This is a genomic window from Mesorhizobium sp. M0217 (genome assembly GCF_040321955.1).
Classification (GTDB): domain Bacteria; phylum Pseudomonadota; class Alphaproteobacteria; order Rhizobiales; family Rhizobiaceae; genus Mesorhizobium.
The window spans coordinates 16,737-38,510 of the sequence record NZ_JAMYSN010000008.1 but is presented as its reverse complement, the minus strand read 5'-3'; the positions used below and the strand labels follow the sequence as shown (position 1 = coordinate 38,510).

The following is a 21,774-nucleotide window of genomic DNA, read 5'->3' as shown; positions in this document are numbered from 1 at the left end:
CTCAGCCGGCCTTGCGATGCTCCATGAAATCATCGAGGATGGCGCGCTGACCGCCGAGGATCTTGAGGCTGGCCTCCGCGAAGGAAAACCAGCCGGCCCTGTCGATTTCGGGAAATTCCCTCGTCACGCCTGACCTGGGCGGCCATTCCATCGTGAACATGTTGCTTTTAACGGCATCGGGATCGAAATCGGCTTCGACACTCCAGGCGATGACGATCTTGCCGCCGGCTTGCCGATAGCTGCCGACAGGCTCGAAATCACCCTCGATGCTGACTCCGAGTTCTTCCCCAGCCTCGCGCCGGGCGGCGGCCAACTCATCTTCATTGTCCTCGACGAGGCCCTTGGGGATCGACCAAGCGCCTTCATCCTTCCTTGCCCAGAATGGGCCGCCGGGATGGACGAGCAGAAATTCGAGAATGCCGGCCCTTGTCCGGTGGATCAGCAGCCCTGCACTTCGTTTCGGCATTCGATTTCCCCACAGTTCATCCGAGGATAGCATGGCTCCTGGGCAAGTGGCGGCGGCATGCCATTCCTGGCTATCTCAGATGATGGGTGAGGATAAAGACCGTAGGCCGCTGGAATTTGCCGACGAAACATGCTCGATAACTTCTTTTCGGCCACCATTGCGGTGGCGTGACTTGAATAGCCGTCTGGGGTGGCCGTGTGGCCGCCGCAATTGTCAGTGAAAACTGGCCTGGTTTGGGGGAACCGCCATGTTTGAAAGCCTGATTGGCGCCGTCGTCGTTATCGTGCTTTTTGTCCTCGTCTTGCGCCAGCAGGGCCGCGTCAGTCTGATCGAGCGCGAGCTCGGAGCGCTGCGCAGCCTGGTTCTGTCCGGCGTGCATGCGACACCGCCCGTTGCCAAACCGGTCGAGCAGGTTGCAAGCGCACCGGCGGATGCCGCTCAGGCCACCGCACCAGTTGCCGACATAGCTTCGCCAACAACAGCCGACGCGGCACATGCCCAGGCACCGGCCGCCGAAGCCGATGCGGCCACCAGCGAGGCCGTGCCAGAACTGTCAGCCGCGGCCAAGGCGGCATTCACCGGATCCGCGCCTGCCGCCACGGCGAAGGCAGCCCGCCAGTCCGAGGTCGAAACCGCGCTCGGCACACGATGGGCGGTCTGGGTCGGCGGCGTCGCGCTGGCCCTGGGCGGCCTGTTCCTGATCCGCTACACCATCGAGGCCGGCATTTTCGGCCCCGAAGTGCGGCTGTCCCTGGCGGCGCTGCTCGGCCTGGTGCTGATCGGCGGCGGCGAGTTCATCCGCCGCACCGGCTTCAAGGTGCCGGTGCAAGGGGCTGCAGGCGCCTATATTCCGGCGATCCTGACGGCTGCCGGCGCCTTCATTCTGTTCGGTACGGTCTATGCCGCGCACGCCATTTACGGTTTCGTCGGCCCGGCCTTCGCTTTCGCCGTGCTCGGCGCCATCGGCGTAGCGACCATTGTCGCCGCTCTCGTCCACGGTCAGGCCCTGGCCGGCATCGGCCTTGTCGGCTCGATGGCGACGCCGGCGCTTGTGTCCTCGCAGGCGCCCAACCCATGGGCGCTGTTCGTCTACCTGGCGATCGTGCTTGCCGCCACAGCCGTGATCGCCCGCATTCGCGACTGGAAATTCCTGATTGCGGCCGCCTTCTTCGGCACCGGCGCCTGGACCATCGCCTACATGATGAGTACGCTCGTCGCCGACCTTGCCGTCATCCGGTTCGCCGACCTTGCCGTCGTCCTGTTCATCGACGCGGTGACGCTGGCGGTGCTTGCCTTTGTTTGCCTGGGCAGTCGTGGCGGCGAAGCGGAACCTGCAAAGGCGGGCTTCGACTGGCCCTCGATCATGCCTGGCGTTTTCGTTGCGTTTTCAGCGCTAGGCCTGTCCGTCGACACGACGCTGGTCGCCGCCGGTGGCGCCTTGCCGGGCGCCTTCGTCCTCGTCGCCCTTGTCGCTACCGCACTCTACCGGCCGCGCGCGCTGCCGCTGCTGCATGCCGCCGGCGTGGTGAGCGTGATGATCCATCTCGGCATCATTCCGCCCACCACCATCGGCTCCGACATAACCCAGGGGAATATCGGCTTTGACGGCATGCCGGTGGCGGCCGGAAATCCGTTGACGCTGCGCATCGGCATTGCCCTCGGCCTGGTTTTCATCGGCGCCGGCTTCTGGGCCGCACGCCGCTTCGCCGCCTCAGCACGGGTCCGCGCGGCATGCTGGGCGGCATGGGGCGTCGCTTCGCCGCTGCTTATTCTGCTGACGCTGTGGTTCGCCTACGGCAATCTCGACCGCGACCTTGTCTACGCAGCGATAGCTGCCCTTCTGGTCGTCGTCTTCGCCGCCGGCGGCGAATGGATTGCGCGCGCCGAACAGCCGCCGCTCAAGGGCAACGTCGCCGTCTCCTTCGCGCTTTGCGGCTCGGCTCTGGCCGGGCTCCTGATGCTGCACATGGCCTTCGGTTCCGGCTGGACGACCATTCTTGCCGGCGTTGCCGCCATCGTGCCGGCGCTGGCGACGCGGTGGCGCAGCTATCCGGTGCTTGGCTGGATTTCGGTCGGCGCGGTCGTTGCCGTGCTGGGCCGCGTCGCCTTCGATTCGACCATCGTCGGTGCCGAGTTCCTGACGACGACGCCGGTGTTCAACTGGCTGCTGCCGGGATACGGCGTACCGGCGCTGGCCTTCGGCTTTGCCGCCTGGCAACTCGCGCGTACCACCCCCGCACTACCAACAACTGGCAATGGCCGGCCGCGCCTTGCGATGGAGGCGGGTGCAGCCCTGTTTGCGCTGCTCACCGTCGCCATGCTGGTGCGCCACGCCATGCATGGCGGCGTCATCGACACCGGCCCGGTGACGCTCGCCGAACAGGCGATCTATACGCTGATCGCCATCGGTGCCGGCGCGATACTGGTGGCCATCGACATGCGCTCGCCAAGCTCTGTGCTGCGCTACGGCTCGATGGCCGCCGGCGTGCTCTCGGTCGCCTTCATCGTCCTCCAGCATTTCCTGGTGCTCAATCCGCTGTTCACCGACGAATCGACCGGCCAGATCCCGGTGTTCAACCTCTTGTTCCTGGCTTACCTGTTGCCGGCCATAGCCGCCGGCGGGCTGGCGCTCTATGCCAGGGACAAGCGGCCGCCATGGTATGCGCAGATGCTGGCGGTAGTGGCGGCATTGCTTGTCTTCGCCTACGCCACACTGTCGGTCAGGCGCGTGTTCAAGGGCGAGTTCATCGGCCTGTGGAGCGGCCTCGGGCAGCTTGAGACCTACACCTATTCGGCGCTCTGGCTGGTCATTGGCGTCGTGCTGCTCACCGCCGGCGTCTGGCTGAAGTCGCAGGTGCTGCGCATTGCCTCGGCGGCGCTGATCGCGATTGCCGTGGTAAAAGTCTTCCTGTTCGACATGTCGGAACTGGAAGGCGTGCTCAGGGCGCTGTCCTTCATCGGTCTTGGCGCCGTGCTGATCGGCATCGGCCTGTTCTACCAGCGGCTGCTGACGCGGGCGGCGAGGGAGGCCAACGCTGCAACTTGAAGTGATATACGAGATGGAATATATGAATATCCAACGGAGGATATTCGATGCCGCTCTATATCCGCGACGACGAAGTGGATGCGCTGGCCAGCAGATTGCAACGCGAGACGAACGCTCCGAGCAAAACGGAGGCGGTGCGGGTCGCGCTCGTGCACGAACTTGAGCGCAATCGGGCGAAGGTGCCGCTGCGCGATCGGATCGCCAGTCTTCAGGACAGGGCCAGGAAGCTTGGCCTGCCCAATCCCGATTTCGATATGAAGAAGTTCACCGACGAGATGTGGGAAGACTGATGTTTGTCGACGCGTCGGTGATCGTCGCCATTCTCAACCAGGAACCTGGGTGGGAGGAATTGCTGAAGCAGCTATCCGGTTTTTCCGGGCAGGTCTGGGTTTCTCCGTTGGTTCACTTCGAAGCAACACAGGCATTGGCAAGGGCCGGCGCCGGCCCGCGCAGACCCAGCGCTGAAGCCCTTCTCCATGCCCGCGATCTGATCGATGAGTTCATTGTGGAGATCATGGGAGAGAGTCTGGCCATTGACGACAACATCAGCTCTCGGGCCATTGACGCGAGTGCCCATTACGGCAAAGCCGTTGGCCACAAGGCGGATCTGAATCTAGGAGACTGTTTTGCTTACGCCTGCGCGAAAAGCCGCGATCTTCCACTGCTATACAAAGGCCATGATTTCGCACAGACCGATTTAGGATAATTCGGCCCTTTTGTTGATTGCGGGGAATAATTTAGCCGATCAACTCGTTATCTCACTGCTTGGGTGACCGGGGCGGCAGACCGCTTCGCGCTGGCCGCTTGCGCCGCGCCGGGAAGGCGCGTTCAATCGGGTTAAACAAGGGCGACCTCAGAACCAGCGGTCATGGACGAAAAGAAGGCAGCAATCCTTGGCGAAATACCGCGCCTGCGCCGCTACGCACGCTCGCTTCTGCGCGACCGCGAATCCGCTGACGATCTCGTCCAGGATTGCCTCGAACGAGCGCTCTTGCGGCTTGAAAGCTGGCAGACAGGAGAAAGCCCCCGGAGGTGGCTGTTTACGATCATGCATCATTTGTTCATCGATCAGATGCGCAAGGTGAACCGGCGCGGTGAGGCGGCGATCCTGCCGCTCGACGCAAACGAGGCGCAGACAGTCCCCGCCGAGCAGGCCGAGAACGCCGCCTCGCGCGAGATCATCGACGCATTGCAGGCGATCAGCCCCGACCGCCGCGCCGCCCTCGTCATGGTCGCCATCGAAGGGTTTTCCTATGCCGAAGCCGCCAACATTCTCGGCGTGCCCGCCGGCACGCTGATGTCGCGCATAGCGCGCGGACGCGAGGAGCTGCGCAGCCTGCTCGATGACACGGCGCGCCGCCGCTCGATAAGGATCGTCGAGAAATGACCCGCCGCGATTTTTCCGAACGCGATATCCACATGGCTCTCGACGGCGAGCTGCCGGGCGACGAGCGCGCCGCCTACGACGCCTGGATCGACGCCAATCCCGAAATGAAGGCGAAAAGCGCCCGCTACACCGCCGACCGCGCCGCGTTGCGCGCCGCCTTTGCCGGTGTGCTCGACGAGCCCGTGCCGGTGCTGTTCAAGCAGATCGTTAGCGGTGAAGGCGCGACCAAAGCGGCGGCGCGGCAGTCGCGCTGGTGGCTTGCGGCCGCGGCGGCCGCAGTGCTCGTCATCGGCGGTCTTGGCGGCTATTTTGCCGGCATCGACGGCATCGGCAGGGAAGATGGCGCTGATGACCAACTGGCCGAAGAGGCGATCGCCGCCCATGTCATCTATGCCGCCGAACAGCGCCATGCGGTGGAAGTGCCGGCAAGCGACAAGGATCACCTGCAGACCTGGCTGTCCAACCGCGTCGGCCTGAAACTGGTGGCGCCGGATCTGGTGGCGGAAGGCTTCCAGCTGGTTGGCGGCCGGCTGCTGCCCGCCGGCCAGGGCAAGGCAGCGATGCTGCTTTACGAAGACGCCAAGGGTCAGCGCATCTCCTTGTTCGTTACCGCTGATTCCTCAGCCAAGTCCAAGGGCACCTACATGGCCGACGCCGACGGTCCCGAGGCGGTCTACTGGCTGGACAAGGGCTATGCCTGCGCCGTCGTCGGCTCGCTGCCGCGAGAGCAGCTGGCTGCGGTCGCCAAGCGCGCCTACGGTCAGCTTCTGGCGGGTATCGCCAGTTAAGCGCATTCCGTTTCGGGAATGCGCCTGGGTAGAAAGTGTCACAATTCGGCCCTATTCGAAGTGCGATAGCGCTTGATGGATATCGGCGTTTCGGCTGATGTTTGCGACGTTTTTGACCGCGGCCTTTTCCTCCACCCAATCGAGGTTTTCCAAACCCGCATGCCTGCCGAGATTCGCAAGGCCCGCGCGTCCGACGTCGATGACCTCGCCGCCATCGAGAAGGCGGTCTTTTCCAGTGACCGCATTTCCCGGCGCTCCTTCCGCTTGTTGATCGAACGCGAGACAGCCGAGATGCTGGTCGCCGAAAGCGATGGTCGTGTCGCCGGCTACGCCATCGTGCTGTTTCGCAAGGGCAGCGGCGTCGCCCGGCTCTATTCGCTTGCCACCAGCCCGTTTTTCAGCGGCCGCGGCATTGGCCGCATGCTGCTTGCAGCGGCCGAAGAAGCTGCCTTCGAGCATGACCGCATGATGTTGCGTCTCGAAGTGCGCGAGGACAATCTTCGCGCCATTGGCATCTATGAGCAGAGCGGCTACCGCAAGATCGGTCGCGAGCCTCACTATTACGAGGATGGCGCCACCGCGCTGCGCTACGAAAAGACCTTGCGCGGCGATATTCCGGTCGCCACCAAAGTCCCGTTCTACCAGCAGACCTGCGAGTTCACCTGCGGTCCATGCTGCCTGATGATGGCGATGGCCAATTTCGATTCCGGCTTCGTGCCCGATCCGGTCATGGAAATCCGCCTATGGCGCGAGGCAACGACCGTGTTCATGATGTCCGGCCCGGGCGGCTGCGAGCCCTTCGGCCTTGCGGTTTCCGGCTACGAAAGCGGGCTTGCGGCGGAAATCTTCGTGTCCTTCTATGGCGCGCTGTTCTTGCAATCGGTGCGCAGCGACGACAAGCGCCGGGTGATGGAACTTGCCCAGGTGGACTTTCGCCGCCGCGCGGAACTTTACGGCATCCCGGTGAATTACCGTCCATTCACCATCGACGATATCCGCGGCGCCCTGGCTCAGGGAAAACTGGTGCTGGTGCTGATCAGCGGCTTCCTGATGTTCGGCAAGAAGGTGCCGCATTGGGTGCTGGCTATCGGCGACGATGGCGACCACATCCTGATCCACGATCCCTGGGTCGAGGACGAAAGACAGGAGACCATCCTCGATGCCGCCAACATTCCCGTGCCGCACGGCATCTTCATGAACATGGCGCAATTTGGCCGCGACGGACTGCGTGCTGCCATCACTCTTGGGAAACGCTGATAACAATGACCTGGGTCATCCTCACCGGCCGTCAGAACGATCTCGACCCGGCGGCGACGCCGCACAAGATCATCACCAACCGTGACTATCTTGCGCATCCGGCGCTGTTTCGCGGCCAGCAGCCGAAGGTCATCAACCTGTCGAACAATTACGCCTACCAGAGCCGCGGCTATTATGCCTCTCTGCTCGCCGGTTCGCGCGGCCACAAGGTCATCCCGACGGTCGAGACGATGATCGACCTGTCCGAGCGCAAGCTCTACGAGCACGCGCTGCCGGAACTGGAGCTGGCGCTCAACAAATGTCGCAAGGATCTCGGTGGCGTATTCCCGCAAAAAATCTGCATCTTCTTCGGCATCGGACCGTCGAAGGTCTGGGACCGCTTCGCCAAGCTGTTGTTCGACTGGTTCCGCGCTCCGGCGCTTGAGGTTCACATCAAGGACAGCGCCGAATGGGCTTCGATCCGCAAGATCGGCTTCCTGCCGCTGGCCAGGATGGCCGAGGAGGAAGAAGCCCTCTTCGTGCAGGCGCTCGAGACGTACACCAACCGCGAGTGGCGCGACACCAAGGGCCGCACGCCGGCACGCTACACCTTCGCCACGCTGGTCGATCCGCATGAGGAACTGCCGCCGTCGGAGATTTCCTCGCTGCGTTACTGGGCCAAGATCGCCGAAAAGATGGGCGTCGAAATCGAGCCGATCACCAGGAAGGACCTGGCCAAGCTCGCCAATTACGACGCGCTGTTCATCCGCGAGACCACCTCGATCTCAAACCACACCTACCGCTTCGCGCGCCGCGCCCAGCAGGAAGGCATGCCGGTGATCGACGACCCGCTGTCGATGATCCGCTGCACCAACAAGGTCTATCTCAACGAACTGATGGCCTACAACAAGGTGCCGGTGCCGCCGACGGTGATGATAGCCGGCACCTCGGACCTCGAACTGGCGGCGCAGACGCTGGGCTTTCCGCTGGTGCTGAAGATCCCGGATTCATCGTTCTCGCGCGGCGTCAAGAAATGCGGCAACTTCGAAGAACTGAAGACGCTCGCCACCGAGTGGCTGGAGGATTCCGATCTCCTGATCGCGCAGAAATTCATCCCGACCGAATATGACTGGCGCGTCGGCGTGCTCGGCGGGCAGCCGCTGTTTGCCGTGCATTATCTGATGGCGAAAAAACACTGGCAGATCGTCAACCACAAGGCCAGCGGCAAGCCCGACCAGGGCGGCATCAAGACCTTCACGCTGAAAGAGACGCCGCCGCATGTCGTCGACACCGCGGTGAAGGCGGCGCGCTGCATCGGCGACGGGCTTTACGGCGTCGATCTCAAGGAAACCAAGGATGGCGTCTTCGTCATCGAGGTCAACGACAACCCGAACCTCGACCATGGCTGGGAGGATTCCGGCGAAAAGGACGAAGTCTGGGTGCGGCTGACGCAATGGTTCCTGGAGCGGCTGGACCGTCCCGGGCGTTAGTTTGCGGTCCCGGGCGGTAATTCAACCGAGGGGGAAAAATGCAGTTCATCGTCATCGAGGATTTCACCGGCTGCGACCGCAAGGAGATCTACCGCCGTTTCGGCGAGCGCGGCCGATTGAAGCCGGACGCGCTTGTCGTGCACCACTCCTGGATCGCGGCTGATATGAGCCGCTGCTTCCTTTTGGTCGAAGCCGATGACGTCACGCTGCTGCAGCGCTGGGTCATCGAATGGTCTGACCTGGTGGAGTTCGAGATCATTCCCGTGGCGACGAACAAGGACATGGTCGCCGCACTGGCCGGCCATCTCTGAGCAGTTCGGTCCATCAGCCGAGCACCGGCGAACCCACCGACCGCCGGCATTCCTCAATCAGCCAATTGCGAAACGCCGCCACCAGGTCGCGCCTTGCACTGCGTTCCGGGATCGTCAGGCAATATGGCTGACGCAGCGCGATCGATAGGGCATTAGCCCGGACCAAACGGCCCTCTTCCAGCGCCCCGGCGCAATAAATGCCTTGCGCCAGCGCCACGCCCAGCCCTGAAATGGCAAGGTCGAGCGCTGCCCGCGACGAGTTCGCCGACAGGCCGCGCTGCACTGCGCGGCCGGGTTCTATGCCCGCCGCCTCGAACCAGGTGCGCCAAGACGGAAACGACGCGCCGGTCGGTCCCCAGTCGGTGTGAATCAGTGGCAGGCCGGCGAGGCTGTAGGTTTGGGCGGTGAGTTCTGGCGCGCAGACGGGGTAGACGGCGTCCCTGACAATGTCTTCGGTCGGGTGTTCACGATAGTGCGGGCCGAAGGACAGCCGGATGTCGATCAGTTCGCGGTCGAACGGCACCGGATCGTCATCGCCGCGCAGGGATATGTCGACGGCGCCGTGGCTGGCCACAAAGCCGGCGAGACGTTCGGAAAGCCAGCCCATCGCCATGGACGGCGGCACCGATATGACAAGCCGCGGGCGGAAGGCATCGCTGCCACGCGCGATGCTGCCGATCTCCCGAAAAGCCAGGGTCAGCCGGGGCAGCATCTCGACGCCGGCTTCCGTCAGCATCACGCGGCGGTTGACGCGATGGAACAGTTTTCGACCCATCTGCTCCTCGAGGGTGCGAATGAGCTGGCTGACCGCGGCCGCCGAGATCGAGAGCTCATCCGCCGCTGCGGCGAAACTCCCCGAGCGCGCCGCCGCCTCGAAGGCTTGAAGTCCTCTCAGGGAAGGAAGCGCGGTCATGGGCTATCCGATAGTAAGGTAAGCTTATCTATGTCGCAGAAATCCTCGTTTTTCGAAAGCTTTCTTATTCGAGTAGCTTGGCGCCATGACCGTATCGGCCCAGTTTGAACCCAGAGACCATCGCGACGTCGTCGCGTCTCTGACCAATGAGCAGCGCAGCCGCCTGGCCGGCAAGTCGGACGGGCCGGGTCTGGTCCAACTCGCCTTCCATCTCGGCGCGATTGTGGCTATCGGCGGGCTGATTGCGGCCAAGGTGCCGTACTGGCCGCTGTTGATGTTGCCGCAAGGCATTCTCATCGTCTTCCTGTTCACGCTGCTGCATGAGACGGTGCACAGGACGGCGTTCGAGACGCAGTGGCTCAACGATGCCGCCGCAAGGGTCTGCAGCCTGGCGATCGCGCTGCCCGCCGACTGGTTTCGCTATTTCCACTTCGCCCATCACCGTTTCACCCAGGATCCAGAGAACGATCCGGAACTCGCCTTCCCGAAACCGGAGACGATGCGGCAATACATCGTCCACGTCTCGGGCCTGCCGGTGTGGTGGGGGCATTTGCAGACACTCTACACCAACGCGATTGGCGGCTGCCACGACAGCTACGTGCCGCCGAAAGGCCTGCCCAAGGTGCGCACTGAAGCCCGCGCCATGATCGCTTTCTATGTCGTGGTCGCCGCGCTAGCCCTGTGGTTCGAGGCAAGTGTACTGCTCTATGTCTGGATCGTGCCGGCGCTGCTCGGCCAGCCTTTCCTCAGGCTCTATCTGCTGGCTGAGCATGGCCGCTGCCCGCTTGTCGCCAACATGCTGGAAAACACCCGCACCACGCTGACCAACTGGCTGGTGCGCAAAGTCGCCTGGAACATGCCGTATCACGCCGAGCACCACGCCTATCCCGGCGTGCCCTTCCATCAGCTGCCGGCCTTCCACCAGCTGATCGAGCGCCATCTCAAAGTCGTCGAACCCGGCTATGTCAGCTTCCACGAGAAATACGTCGAGACCTTGCGCTGAGGCGCTCGGCCGTCAGCGTAGCGTCTGCTCAACGAGCGTGACGAAATAGCGGAGCACGGTGGGGACGATGGCGTCGTTGAAGACATAGCGATCGCCGTGCAGCCCTTCGCCCAGTCTGACCGCTCCTGCGCCAACCCAGGCATAGCAGCCGCCGGCTTCGCGGACCATGTAGGCAAAATCCTCGCAGCCGAGGCTCGGGTTGAATGCGGTCTCGACCTGCTCGCGGCCGACAACCGCGGTTGCCGCCTGGACGGCCCGGTCAGTGGCAGCCGACGTGTTGACCAGCGGCGGGTAGCCTTTCTTGTAGGCGAGCTTGGCGGTGAGTGCATGCGCCGAGGCAATGCCTTGCGCGATGTCGCCGATCAGCCTTTCGCAATCGTCCGACAAAGTGGGCTCGAAGAAGCGGCAGGTTCCCTGCAGCCAGACCTTGCCCGGCACGATGTTGCCGACATTGCCGCCATGGATCTGGGTGATCGAAACGACCAGCGCCATTTGCGGGTCGACCGAACGGCTGACGATGCGCTGCACGGCTTGAACGAAGGCGCCGGCCGCGAGCACGGGATCGTCGCCTAGCTGCGGCATGGCGGCATGCGCGCCGGTCCCCTCAAAGTTCAGTTCGAAAGTGTCGACGGCCGCCATCATCGACCCGGCACGGGCCGCGATCTTTCCGAGCGGCAGCCCCGGCCAGTTGTGGACGGCGTAGACGGCTTCCACGGGGAAGCGCTCGAACAGTCCGTCCTTGATCATCCGCATGGCGCCGCCTTCATTTTCTTCCGCCGGCTGGAAGATGAAACAGACGGTGCCGTCGAAGGCTCTGTTGTCGGCGAGCAGCTTGGCGGCGCCGAGCAGCATCGCGATGTGCCCGTCGTGGCCGCAGGCATGCATCACGCCGTCTTTCTTCGACGCATATGGCAATCCTGTCTTCTCCAGCACGGGCAAGGCATCGAGTTCGGCGCGAAGCCCGATGGCGCGCACGCCTGGTCGTCCTCTGAGGACGCCAACCACGCCGGTGCCGCCTTTGCCTTCATGAACCTCGTCGAGCCCGAAGGTGCGCAGCTTGTCGGCGACGAAGCGCGCGGTCTCATACTCTTGGAAACCGAGTTCGGGGTTGGCGTGGATGTGATGCCGCCATTCCACCACCTGCGGGGTGAGGGCGGCGATGGGGTCGTTGTGCAGCATTGCGCTCTCCTTGCCGGCTATCGTAAATTCGGCCTTGTCGATGCCAGCACGTAAAGGATTTGCGCCGGCAGCGTCTTGAACAGGATTGACCGTGTCTGGAATTCAACAGCCTCAGGAGACGACGCAGTTCTGGCGTCATCCGCGCTTTCGCGATCTTGGCATGCTCAAGGCGCGCTTCACGCGGCATCGCTACCAGCTGCACACGCACCCGACCTATGTCGTCGCCCTGATCACGCAAGGGTGCGAGCGGGTCCGCATCGGCAACGAGACTGTCCTCGCGCCGTCGGGCACGGTTCTGCTCGTCAATCCGGAGATATGGCATGACGGCGAGGCGGGTGCCGACCAGGGTTGGGCTTACCGCACCTTCTATCCGTCGGCCTCGCTCATGGGTGCGATCGCGGACGAACTCGGGCAGGATCGCCCGCCGTTGTTTTCGCAAGCGATCGTCGATGATGCCGATCTCGTCCAGGCAGTAGGCGTCGCGCACTTGGCTTCGTCATCGGGTGATGCCACGAGCGCCGAAACATCCATGCTGATCGCCTTGCGCAAGCTCATCCTGCGCCATGGCGATTGGGGCGGCCGGCGGCGCGAGGCGGTCGAAAGCTTCGGATCGAAAAGCCGGCTCCGGGTCTATGAACAGGTCATCGAAGACCATCTGAACTCGGACCTCGATTTGCAGCGGCTCGCTGAAGCCGCAGGCGTGACGCGCTTTCAAGTTATCCGCGATTTCAGGAAAGTGCTGGGTCTCACCCCTGCTGCCTTCATCCGTGACCGCAGGCTGCGCCGTGCCGATCTGCTGATCCGGCAAGGTTCAGATCTCGCCGGTGCCGCCTTTGCGGCCGGCTTCTCCGACCAAAGCCATCTCTCGCGCACCTTCCGCGCCGCGCATGGAATGACGCCGGGGATGTTCAGGCGCGCCGGGACGCTGCCCTCGTCTTGAGAAGTCGAGCCATGTCGGCGGCCTTTGACGGCATGCCGATCAGAAAGCCCTGCGCCTCGACGCAGCCAGCCTTGCGCAATATGTCGAGCTGCGCTTCGGTCTCGACGCCTTCGGCGGTGACGGTGATGCCAAGTTCGGCACCAAGCCCGATGATCGTGCGCACGATCGCCGCCGTGTCCTTGTTGTCGATATCGTGGATGAAGGAGCGGTCGATCTTGATCTTGTCGACGGGAAAACGCCTGAGATAGCCGAGCGACGAATAGCCGGTGCCGAAATCGTCGAGCGCGATGCGGATACCGAGTTCGCGCAGCTGCCTCAGCGTCTTCAGCACCGTCTCGCTCTCATCCATCAGCACGGTCTCGGTGATTTCCAGTTCGAGCCGGCTGGCCGGCACACCGGAAACGGCCAGCGCCGAAATCACGCTGCGGGCAAAGTCGGCGCTTCTGATCTGCACTGCCGAGACATTGACGGCGATGCGCATTCCAGGCGGCCAGCCGGCGGCCACGCTGCAGGCCTGTTTCAGCGCCCATTCGCCCAGCGGAACGATCAGCCCGCTGTCTTCGGCGGCTGCGATGAAATCGTCGGGCGCCACCAGGCCGCGCGTCGGTGAATTCCACCGCATCAACGCTTCGGCGCCGACGATCTTGCCCGACGCGATGTTGGTGATCGGCTGGAACTCCAGCACGAACTCCCGCCGTTTCAGTGCCGTCTCGAGATCGGTTTCGAGCGCCAGGCGCGCCCGCACCAAGGCATCCATGCCGGGCTCGAAAAAGCGGTAGACGTTGCGGCCTTCGCTCTTGCCGCTGTAAAGCGCCATGTCGGCGTTCTTCAAAAGCGTGTCGGCGTCCTTGCCGTCACCGGGATACAGCGCGATGCCAAGGCTGATGCCGACATGCATGTCGCGGCCCTTGTCGCGAAACGGCTGGCTGACGACAGCGACGATGCGTTTTGCCAGTTGTTCCGCATCGGTGGCGCCTTTGGGATTGAACTGCAGGATGGCGAACTCGTCGCCACCGAGGCGGGCGACCACATCGGTGTCGCTGCGCAGGCTGTGCCGCAACCGCTCCGCCACGCATTTCAGCAGCCAGTCACCGGCCGGGTGTCCCCAGGTGTCGTTGACGGCCTTGAAGCGATCGAGGTCGAGCGAGAAGATCGCCAACGGTGTATCGCCGGCCATCGCCTGGTCGAGCCGTTCGCGAAACATCGATCGGTTGGGCAGGTCGGTCAGCGTGTCGTAATGGGCAAGGTGGCTCATGCGCTCTTCGGCGCGCCGGCGCTCGGTGATGTCTTCGAAGGTCGCCACCCAGCCGCCACCGGCAAGCGGCCGGCGCGCAACCAGCAGCGTTCGGCCATCGGCAAGGCTGCGGTCTGTCGAACGCTCCTCACCGGCCTGCAGGCTGGCTCTGGTGTTGGCGATCTCGCCGTCGATGTCCATCGACGGATAGATGCGCAGTCGCACCATCTGTTCGAGCAGGGCGCGCTGGCTCATGCCGAGCGGGAAGTCGTCAGGCGTGACCTTGTAGAGGTCGAGGAAGCGCTGGTTGCGCACGATCAGCGTGCCTTCGGCGTCGTACATCAACAGGCCTTGCGACATGTTGGCGAGCGCCGCATCGAAGCGGCGGTGCTGCTCCTTCAGTTCCTGCTCGGCCCGCCTTTGCTCCGTAATGTCCTCATAGATCGACACCCAGCCGCCTGAGGCCAGCGGCCGGTGCGTGATGGAAACGATACGTCCGTCCGACAGTATTTCCTCGTAGGTCGAGGCTTGCGCGCGCTCGATATAGGGCTTGCGGATGGCATACAGGTCTTCGGCGCTCTGTGAGGCGACACCGATGTCGACGCTGTGCTCTAGAATGTCCAGGAACGCGATGCCGGGCCGCACGATCTTCGCGTCGAGGGAGAAGATGCTGATATAGTTGCCGTTGCAGATGATCATCCGCTCGTCGGCGTCGAACATGCACAGCCCATGCGACATATTCTCGACGGCCGCGGAAAAGCGCTCGTTCTGGTGGCGCAGTTCGTCGGCGATCTGCCGTGGCGCGGCCACGCCTCCGGCTCCCCGTCTGCGGACGGGCGAACCACCCTTGACGTGCGCAACGGACATGAGGCGTGCCTGCTGACCGTGATCGAAACCCGGTACTGTGGTTGCCGCTGGTTAATTTAGCGTATGTTCACTGCGCCGAATGCACGGCAACCGTTGCCTGGCGTTGCTTTTCAAGCCTGGCGTAGCGTTTGAGGAAGGCAGCTTGCGCGGAGGTCACCGAGTGCGGCGTAAAGTCGAAGCGGTCGGCATTGAAGCCGCGCGGCCGGCCGAAGAACTCGGTTGCTTCTGCGGTCGAGAAACCGGCAAGCAGCGTCGCCTCGTAATAGGCGGCGATCTGGTCGGCGCGCTTGATCTCCTTGCGCAAGCCGACGCCGAGTTCGGGCGGCAGCGAAAAGCGCTGATGGATGGCGCGCTGGAGACGCAGCTCACACTCCTTGTAGGAGCCGCCCATTACCGATTTGAACGGCGAGATCATGTCGCCGATGACATATTCCGGCGCGTCATGCAGCAGTGCTGCCAGCCGCGCATTGGCCGAGGCGTCCGGCTGCAACTCGCTGAACAGCGCCTCGACCAGCAGCGAATGCTGGGCGACCGAAAAGGCGTGATCGCCGCGGGTCTGCCCGTTCCAGCGGGCGACGCGGGCAAGCCCGTGGGCGATGTCTGAGATTTCGATGTCGAGCGGCGAGGGATCGAGCAGGTCGAGCCGCCGCCCCGACAGCATGCGCTGCCACGCGCGCGGTGGCGCTCCGACGCGATCGGCAGCCATCAGGCGTCCTCCGCGCCGATGGCTTCCCTGGGAAAGCTGAACTTCGCCCAGGACGGGATGGCGAGCGAGACGGTGACATCACCGGCCAGTACCGGCTGGCCAGCGTCGAGCGCCGCCTTGACCCGGTCGATGCGGGCAATGGCGAGTCCGGCCGTGCCCGCGCTGGAACCGAGCGTGCCGACCGGCCGCCCCGCAACCGTCAGCTCCGAGCCCGGCGCGGGCAAGGCATGGTCGGCCGAAACGATCAGCACGCGCCGCCTGGCGGTGCCGCGATGCTGCATGCGCGAGACCACTTCCTGGCCGACATAGCAGCCTTTCTTGAAGCCGACGCCGCCGGTCTCGTCGAGCAGCACGTCGTGAGGGAAGGCATCGCCGAGCTGATAATCGGGACCGCTTTCGGCAATGCCATTGGCGATGCGGAGCGTCTGCCATGCAGCCGGATCGCCACCTACGGATGCGCCGCCATAGGAACGGCTCACAACCACATCGCGGAAGCGGGCATCGGCAAGTGTCGTTGAATCAGAAGGTGAGGCGCTTGAATCATCGCCCCACGCAACCGTCACAAGCACTTGATCCTGCTTCGCGATCTCGGCCTTGGCGCGCAGCTTGTAAAGCATCAGCCGGCGCAGGAAGTCGTCTGCGACGTCGGCACGGCAATCCAGCCGGAATCCGTCCTCGCCGCTACGCGAGATCAGGAAATCAAACAGGATCTTGCCTTGCGGCGAAAGCAGCGCACCGGGTTTTGCCGCACCGGCGCCCAGCGTGTCGAGGTCGGTGGTGAGGATGTTCTGCAAAAAATGCTCGGCATCCGGGCCTGACACGGAAATGAGGGCGCGGTCTTTGAACAGGGCAAAAGGCATGGGCGGCAAAGAACCTGATCTTGCAAAACAGTCGGCCTTTACGTAAGCCGACGATACTCCCCCCGCAAGAGACCGAACGCCCATGGCCACCACCTACGACCTCATCCTGACAGGCGGCACTGTGGTCAACCATGATGGCGAAGCCGCGCGCGATGTCGGCGTCAAGGGTGGTCGCATCGTCGCAATAGGCGATCTTCGCCAAGCTTCGGCCGGCGAAGCGATCGACTGTCGCGGGCTGCACGTCCTGCCAGGCGTCGTCGACAGTCAGGTGCATTTTCGCGAGCCGGGGCTGGAGCACAAGGAAGATCTGGAGACGGGCTCGCGCGCGGCTGTGCTGGGCGGGGTCACCGCCGTCTTCGAAATGCCCAACACCAATCCGCTGACCACCAGCGAGGCGGCGCTTGCCGACAAGGTGCGCCGCGCCACCAGCCGGATGCATTGCGACTTCGCCTTCTGGGTTGGCGGCACGCGCGAGAATGCCGATGATGTCGGTGAGCTCGAGCGGCTGCCGGGTGCTGCCGGGATAAAGGTGTTCATGGGCTCGTCCACCGGCGACCTGCTGGTCGAGGACGACGAGGGTGTCGCATCGATCCTGCGCAACACCCGCCGCCGCGCCGCCTTTCACTCGGAGGACGAGTTCCGGCTGTGCGAGCGCCTCGGCTTGCGCGTCGAGGGCGACCCGTCCTCACACCCCGTCTGGCGCGACGAGATCGCGGCCTTGCGCTGCACCGAGCGGCTGGTGCGCATCGCGCGCAGCACCCGCGCCCGCATCCATGTCCTGCACATCTCCACTGCCGAAGAGATCGTGTTCCTCGAACAGCACAAGGATGTCGCCACCTGCGAGGCGACGCCGCACCATTTGACGCTCACCGCCGACGACTATGCGCGGCTGGGCACGCTGATCCAGATGAATCCGCCGGTTCGCGCGGTCCGCCATCGCGACGGCGTCTGGCACGGCATTGCGCAAGGCATCGTCGATGTGCTCGGCTCCGACCACGCCCCCCACACGCTGGCCGAAAAGGCAAAGCCCTATCCGGCCTCGCCGTCGGGGATGACCGGGGTGCAGACGCTGGTGCCGATCATGCTCGACCACGTCAATTCAGGCCGGCTGACCCTGCAGCGCTTCGTCGACCTCTCCAGCCATGGCCCACAGCGCATCTTCGGCATGGCCCGGAAAGGCCGTATCGCCGCAGGCTATGACGCCGATTTCACCATTGTCGACCTCCAGCGGCGCGAGACCATCACCAATGCGCAAGCCGGCTCCAGGGCCGGCTGGACGCCCTATGACGGCAAGGAAGTCACCGGCTGGCCGATCGGCACCATCGTGCGCGGTCGTCGCGTGATGTGGGAAGGCGAGATCGTCACGCCAGGACAGGGCAGGCCGGTGGAGTTTTCCGAGGCGCTGCCGGCTTAGGCGGCCGGATAACGAACCACCATACGTGTCCTCGGCTACGGATCCCCGTTCGACCGCCAGGCGGGACAGGCCAATACCGCGGCGTATTTACTAACCAAAGCGGTGCATTGTTCTGCCGAATCCGTCACTCTCTTTGTTTGGACGCAATTCGGACGGAAAGCCGTTTCACACTTTTCCTGGAATTACTCTGGAAAGCATCCGGCAAGACAGACTCTAATTCTCGTTTATTGGGGGGAATTATGCTCAGATATATGTCCGCTATCTTGATCATTCTGGGTATGACTGAAGTTTCGGCAAATGCCCTGGATACCCCGAAGCAGGGTGTGTCTGAATTGAGCGGATCGGAATTCAACTACTCTATAATCGACCTGGGTTCGAACAAGAGACGCATAGAGGTCATTCATAACAGAGAAAAGTATGATGGGCCGCTGGCGGAGATGTCGTTCCGAGATCGGCATCTGCAAGTTTTTGGAATGGTGGCGAGATTGATCAAGGGTAGTTGCCAAAATGGCGTCAGCGCCCTGGGGAGTATAGCCGTAAGCAGGGATCCTGAACAAGACGAGGATCCCGACGCTGAGCATCCTCAAATTTTCACTTGGGAATACAGTTGTAAATAAGCGCCTCAACCGCGCAGGAGAGACAGCTATTCGCCGGCCGTTCAATCCCCGGCGACGAAAAACGTCCACTGCCCGGTGGGCGTAATGCCGACGCGGTAGAAGATGTAGGCTCCGAACTGCTTCATGTCGTCATAGTCGCCGGCGGTGACGATCTTGAACAGTTCGACCCGCTGCCTGGCGTTGAGCTTGTCAAGCGGCAGGGCGAAGAAATACGGCCAGACATAGAGTTCCTGCGGTGTGCCGACGTCTACATGGACATAGCCGGCATTGAGCACCTCTTCCAGGATAGCGAGGATTTCCTGACCTTCCTTGTCGCCCGATAGCCCTTTCAGGAACGCGATCGGGTCGCCCTCGATTTCGCCCAGCGACAATTGGGTCATGGTGTCGCCCTTGCCGATCAGCGGCCGCAGCTTCTCGATGTCGCCGCTGACGCAGGCCTCGACCATCAGATCGCGCATGCGCCTGACGGGCTCCGGCAATTTGGAAAGGTCGTAGACGACTTCGGGCACCGGCGCTTCTGGATCGGCACGCGGGTTGGCCACGCCGCCATCGTTGGCGGGGGCCTCCGGTTGGCTTTGTCCGGGCTCCGTGGGCGATTTCGGCTGGCTGACCGCCGGTGGCGCCGTGCCGGGCAGATCGGGCATTGGCACTGAATTTTCAGACGGCGCCGTCTCACCATTGGCTGGTGGCCCGGCAGGAACTGGAAGCTCCTCGCGCTTGATCTCGCTCAACGCGTAGGCAGGGTTGCTGGTCAGGACAAACGCCAGCGGACCCGCGGCGCAGGAAGCGGCAAGCCAGATGCTGAGGGCCACGCCGCGAGGCCGGCCTGACATCGAAAAATTCACCGCTTGCCTCTCCTCGGGCCTAGGCTCTTCAGGCATGATGCCCAAACGGCGCGCCGTCGTCAAAGAACCGGTAAGCTGGCGATGCACCCTCTGAGACGCGCGCCGCCTAGTGCCGAAACCGCTCCGGCTCGAAGGCGCCGGCGATCACCTTTTCACGCATGCGGTCGAGCAGGGCAAGGGCCGAGGTCTCGCCATTGGCTCGCAGCATCTCGCCGAACGCGGTTTCAAGCGCTGCCTCGGCGATGATTTCAGGTTCTATGCCGGCCGACAGACCTTCCGCCCAGGCCTCGCTATGGCTTTCCACCGCGGTCAGGCGCTTTTCTTCCCTGACAAGCGCGTCGATGTCGTTGACGCCATGTTCCATTTGCGATGTCCACCTTTTCAAGCGGCGGTCCGACGGGTCGGATCCGGCTTGGGCTGCCCCTATCTCACGCAGGCTAAGTAAGTATCTGTAAATACGACATTTTTTTGATCGTCTTTACAAACTTCGTCGCCTGCGTTCGGTCCGATTCAAACTTAGCCGATTAGACCGGTGAGCGGGATGAAAACCTTCAGTTTGAGTTAATTCCGCATTCGCGCGCTAACGTTTCGTTAATACTGTTGCGCAAGTGCAACACCAAGATTGCATCAACGTGCCGTGGATACAAGGCGGGTGCTCGAAAAGGCGTTGGCTAAACGCCGTCTGGCGCTCGTCAGTTGCCGTAACGCGAGGCGATGTCGCGCGACAGCGTCTCGCCTTCCTTCATGTAGCGGCTGATGGCTTCGGTCGCTGACGGCGTGCATTGGGTATAGGTGCCGCCGAAGGAACGGTAACCGCGGTTGAAGCTGGCGATGAAGCGGGCACGCCGCTCCGGATCGGGATTTTCCGAATCGATCAGCTTTTCCATCTCGGTGCGCCACTGGTCGCCCTTTTCGCCGCACAGATTGCGCAGGAAATGCAGCGACCCCAGCACCTCGGCCAGTCGCATCAGCCCGGGCTCGAACGGCGACTCGGCGGCCAGCGCCGGCTGCACGGCAAAAGCCGTGGCGGCGGCGATGCATGCGGCAAGGAACAGCGAGGTGCGGGTCATAAGTCTATCTGACGAAACATTTTGTCGCCTGCAAGGCGATTCTCGGAGCGGCAGATATCGGCCTGCTTCAGGCCAAAAGCTCTTCAGCCACCTCCATGACGTCACCCGCGAGCGGCAGCGTCGCCATTTCATCAAGACTATAGAAGGCGGCGGTCTCGGCATCGTCGCTGGCCGTCGCTTCGCCGCCGGCATAAACGGCGCCGAACACGGTCAGCAGATAGTCGACCGGGTGGTTCTCGCCGCTGCCGTCGATGTGGATGTCGCGAAGCGGACGATAGTCCTGCGCCCGCAGCCCGGTTTCCTCCAGCAATTCGCGCGACGCTGCTTCTTGCAGCGTCTCGCCGGGCTCGACCTTGCCGCCGGGAAAGGCATAAAGCCCCTGCGACGGCGGCCGCGCCCGTTTGACCAGCAGCACCGTCCTGCCGCGCACGACGGCGACCGAGACTGCGGGAAGTGTCTTGCGCTGCTCGTTCATCGATCTCGTTTTCGCCTATTTGAGGCCAGACCCTTGTGGACCGGCCGGCGGCATTGAGCTTTAGCGGTTGCGCAACGCCGGTTCCATCGCCACTTTCGCGATCGGATCATTTCATCGAGCTTTCCCATGTGCGGACGCTTTGCCCTGACGGCCACGCCGGACCAGACCGCCGCCTTGCTCGGCCTGGCGGAGCTGGAGGATTTTCCGGCCCGCTACAACATCGCGCCGACGCAGCCGGTGCTGATGGCGCTGTCGGGGCCGCCGCGCATGCCGGGCTCGAATTTCCCGGATCGCCAGGCGATGCTGGTGCGCTGGGGGCTGATCCCCACCTGGGTCAAGGACACCAGGGAATTTCCGCTGCTCATCAACGCGCGTTCGGAAGGCGCTATTGAAAAAGCCTCGTTCAAAGCCGCCATGCGCCATCGCCGTGCCTTGGTTCCGGCCTCCGGCTTCTATGAGTGGCAGCAATCCGGCAGCGGCAAGAAGGGCCAGCCCTACTGGATGCGGCCGAGGCATGGCGGGTTGATCGCCTTTGCCGGGCTGATCGAAACCTATGCCGAGCCGGGCGGTTCGGAAATGGACACCGGCGCCATTCTTAACGTCAACGCCAATGCCGGCATCGCCCATATCCATGACCGGATGCCGGTGGTGATCGCGCCGGAAGATTTTGCCCGCTGGCTGGACTGCCGCACGCTCGAACCGCGCGATGTGGCCGACCTGCTCAAGCCCGCGCTGCCCGATTTCTTCGAGGCAATTCCGGTCTCCGACCTCGTCAACAAGGTCGCCAACACCGGGCCGGAGATACAGGACATGGGCATCGTCGAGCCCGGCAAGGTCAGGCGCCAGAAGCCCGGCGCGGACGACAGTCAGATGACGCTGTTTTAGAGCGCGCTCCCAAGAAGCCAGGTCCGGTCTTCGGGAAGAACC

23 protein-coding genes are annotated in these 21,774 nt (G+C 63.3%); 13 read left to right on the top strand and 10 right to left on the bottom strand.

Translation table 11 applies throughout. The annotated features are described in order from the left end of the window. Position 1 precedes the first annotated feature (1 nt). Positions 2 to 466: an NUDIX hydrolase gene (locus tag NKJ18_RS15285; RefSeq protein ID WP_023687287.1), complete on the bottom strand. Its 465-nt coding sequence runs from the start codon at positions 464 to 466 to the stop codon at positions 2 to 4. 247 nt (positions 467 to 713) lie between these two features. On the opposite strand from NKJ18_RS15285, the gene NKJ18_RS15280 reads away from it, so the two are divergent. The 8 genes from NKJ18_RS15280 to NKJ18_RS15245 all read left to right on the top strand — a co-directional run bounded on the left by NKJ18_RS15280 (position 714) and on the right by NKJ18_RS15245 (position 8,724). Continuing rightward, positions 714 to 3,512, top strand: coding sequence for a DUF2339 domain-containing protein (locus NKJ18_RS15280; RefSeq protein ID WP_352758596.1), 2,799 nt, complete (start codon positions 714 to 716; stop codon positions 3,510 to 3,512). Positions 3,513 to 3,559: 47 nt separating this feature from the next. Next, entirely contained in the window at positions 3,560 to 3,802 is a 243-nt protein-coding gene (locus NKJ18_RS15275; protein WP_023670248.1) for a type II toxin-antitoxin system VapB family antitoxin, read from the top strand. After that, a complete protein-coding gene (locus NKJ18_RS15270) occupies positions 3,802 to 4,218 on the top strand; it encodes a type II toxin-antitoxin system VapC family toxin (RefSeq protein ID WP_352758593.1) in 417 nt (138 codons plus the stop codon). Before NKJ18_RS15275 ends, NKJ18_RS15270 begins: the two co-directional genes overlap by 1 nt. Positions 4,219 to 4,380: 162 nt before the next feature. Continuing rightward, positions 4,381 to 4,899 (top strand): RNA polymerase sigma factor, encoded by a 519-nt coding sequence (locus NKJ18_RS15265; RefSeq protein WP_023692862.1) that lies wholly within the window; start codon positions 4,381 to 4,383, stop codon positions 4,897 to 4,899. Next, positions 4,896 to 5,687: an anti-sigma factor family protein gene (locus NKJ18_RS15260; RefSeq protein ID WP_023687291.1), complete on the top strand. Its 792-nt coding sequence runs from the start codon at positions 4,896 to 4,898 to the stop codon at positions 5,685 to 5,687. Before NKJ18_RS15265 ends, NKJ18_RS15260 begins: the two co-directional genes overlap by 4 nt. 159 nt (positions 5,688 to 5,846) lie before the next feature. Further along, on the top strand, positions 5,847 to 6,944 hold the full coding sequence (locus tag NKJ18_RS15255; protein ID WP_023692865.1) for a peptidase C39 family protein: 1,098 nt from the start codon (positions 5,847 to 5,849) through the stop codon (positions 6,942 to 6,944). Positions 6,945 to 6,949: 5 nt separating this feature from the next. After that, positions 6,950 to 8,413, top strand: a complete 1,464-nt coding sequence (locus NKJ18_RS15250; protein ID WP_023692866.1) for a RimK family ATP-grasp domain-containing protein — start codon at positions 6,950 to 6,952, stop codon at positions 8,411 to 8,413. 38 nt (positions 8,414 to 8,451) lie between these two features. Then, positions 8,452 to 8,724, top strand: coding sequence for a DUF3303 domain-containing protein (locus NKJ18_RS15245; protein WP_023670254.1), 273 nt, complete (start codon positions 8,452 to 8,454; stop codon positions 8,722 to 8,724). A gap of 13 nt (positions 8,725 to 8,737) precedes the next feature. Here the strand turns inward: NKJ18_RS15245 and NKJ18_RS15240 are convergent, their stop codons facing one another. After that, positions 8,738 to 9,637 carry a LysR substrate-binding domain-containing protein gene (locus NKJ18_RS15240; protein WP_352758590.1) on the bottom strand — a complete coding sequence of 300 codons (900 nt, stop codon included), beginning with the start codon at positions 9,635 to 9,637 and terminating at the stop codon, positions 8,738 to 8,740. A gap of 85 nt (positions 9,638 to 9,722) precedes the next feature. On the opposite strand from NKJ18_RS15240, the gene NKJ18_RS15235 reads away from it, so the two are divergent. Next, the gene (locus NKJ18_RS15235; RefSeq protein ID WP_352653175.1) at positions 9,723 to 10,640 is read left to right on the top strand and encodes a fatty acid desaturase family protein; all 918 of its coding nucleotides are present in this window, start codon (positions 9,723 to 9,725) and stop codon (positions 10,638 to 10,640) included. Between the two features lie 12 nt (positions 10,641 to 10,652). Here the strand turns inward: NKJ18_RS15235 and NKJ18_RS15230 are convergent, their stop codons facing one another. After that, complete coding sequence (locus NKJ18_RS15230; protein ID WP_352758588.1) at positions 10,653 to 11,819, bottom strand: amidohydrolase; 1,167 nt, start codon at positions 11,817 to 11,819, stop codon at positions 10,653 to 10,655. Between the two features lie 91 nt (positions 11,820 to 11,910). On the opposite strand from NKJ18_RS15230, the gene NKJ18_RS15225 reads away from it, so the two are divergent. Continuing rightward, positions 11,911 to 12,759: an AraC family transcriptional regulator gene (locus NKJ18_RS15225; RefSeq protein WP_352758585.1), complete on the top strand. Its 849-nt coding sequence runs from the start codon at positions 11,911 to 11,913 to the stop codon at positions 12,757 to 12,759. On the opposite strand, the gene NKJ18_RS15220 is transcribed toward NKJ18_RS15225, so the two are convergent. The 3 genes from NKJ18_RS15220 to ygfZ all read right to left on the bottom strand — a co-directional run bounded on the left by NKJ18_RS15220 (position 12,728) and on the right by ygfZ (position 16,426). Further along, positions 12,728 to 14,860, bottom strand: coding sequence for a putative bifunctional diguanylate cyclase/phosphodiesterase (locus NKJ18_RS15220; protein WP_352758583.1), 2,133 nt, complete (start codon positions 14,858 to 14,860; stop codon positions 12,728 to 12,730). The two genes, NKJ18_RS15225 and NKJ18_RS15220, sit on opposite strands and share 32 nt — an antisense overlap. Before the next feature lie 67 nt (positions 14,861 to 14,927). Then, a complete protein-coding gene (locus tag NKJ18_RS15215; protein ID WP_023687298.1) occupies positions 14,928 to 15,566 on the bottom strand; it encodes an HD domain-containing protein in 639 nt (212 codons plus the stop codon). Continuing rightward, entirely contained in the window at positions 15,566 to 16,426 is an 861-nt protein-coding gene (gene ygfZ, locus NKJ18_RS15210) for a CAF17-like 4Fe-4S cluster assembly/insertion protein YgfZ (protein ID WP_352758580.1), read from the bottom strand. The genes NKJ18_RS15215 and ygfZ overlap by 1 nt, the downstream gene beginning before the upstream one ends. Positions 16,427 to 16,508: 82 nt before the next feature. Between ygfZ and NKJ18_RS15205 the strand changes: the two genes are divergently transcribed. Both NKJ18_RS15205 and NKJ18_RS15200 read left to right on the top strand, forming a co-directional pair. Further along, positions 16,509 to 17,840 carry a dihydroorotase gene (locus NKJ18_RS15205; protein ID WP_352758578.1) on the top strand — a complete coding sequence of 444 codons (1,332 nt, stop codon included), beginning with the start codon at positions 16,509 to 16,511 and terminating at the stop codon, positions 17,838 to 17,840. A gap of 239 nt (positions 17,841 to 18,079) precedes the next feature. Further along, on the top strand, positions 18,080 to 18,457 hold the full coding sequence (locus tag NKJ18_RS15200) for a hypothetical protein (protein ID WP_023816816.1): 378 nt from the start codon (positions 18,080 to 18,082) through the stop codon (positions 18,455 to 18,457). Positions 18,458 to 18,498: 41 nt separating this feature from the next. Here NKJ18_RS15200 and NKJ18_RS15195 read toward each other — a convergent pair whose 3' ends face one another. From NKJ18_RS15195 to NKJ18_RS15180, 4 genes are all read right to left on the bottom strand, one after another. Further along, entirely contained in the window at positions 18,499 to 19,302 is an 804-nt protein-coding gene (locus NKJ18_RS15195) for a hypothetical protein (RefSeq protein ID WP_352758576.1), read from the bottom strand. Between the two features lie 106 nt (positions 19,303 to 19,408). After that, complete coding sequence (locus NKJ18_RS15190; protein WP_023673564.1) at positions 19,409 to 19,666, bottom strand: hypothetical protein; 258 nt, start codon at positions 19,664 to 19,666, stop codon at positions 19,409 to 19,411. A gap of 328 nt (positions 19,667 to 19,994) precedes the next feature. Further along, a complete protein-coding gene (locus NKJ18_RS15185; RefSeq protein WP_023705383.1) occupies positions 19,995 to 20,372 on the bottom strand; it encodes a TIGR02301 family protein in 378 nt (125 codons plus the stop codon). Positions 20,373 to 20,439: 67 nt separating this feature from the next. Continuing rightward, entirely contained in the window at positions 20,440 to 20,847 is a 408-nt protein-coding gene (locus NKJ18_RS15180) for an NUDIX hydrolase (RefSeq protein ID WP_023753097.1), read from the bottom strand. A 126-nt stretch (positions 20,848 to 20,973) separates the two neighbouring features. On the opposite strand from NKJ18_RS15180, the gene NKJ18_RS15175 reads away from it, so the two are divergent. Further along, positions 20,974 to 21,732, top strand: coding sequence for an SOS response-associated peptidase (locus NKJ18_RS15175; RefSeq protein ID WP_352758574.1), 759 nt, complete (start codon positions 20,974 to 20,976; stop codon positions 21,730 to 21,732). Positions 21,733 to 21,774: the final 42 nt, after the last annotated feature.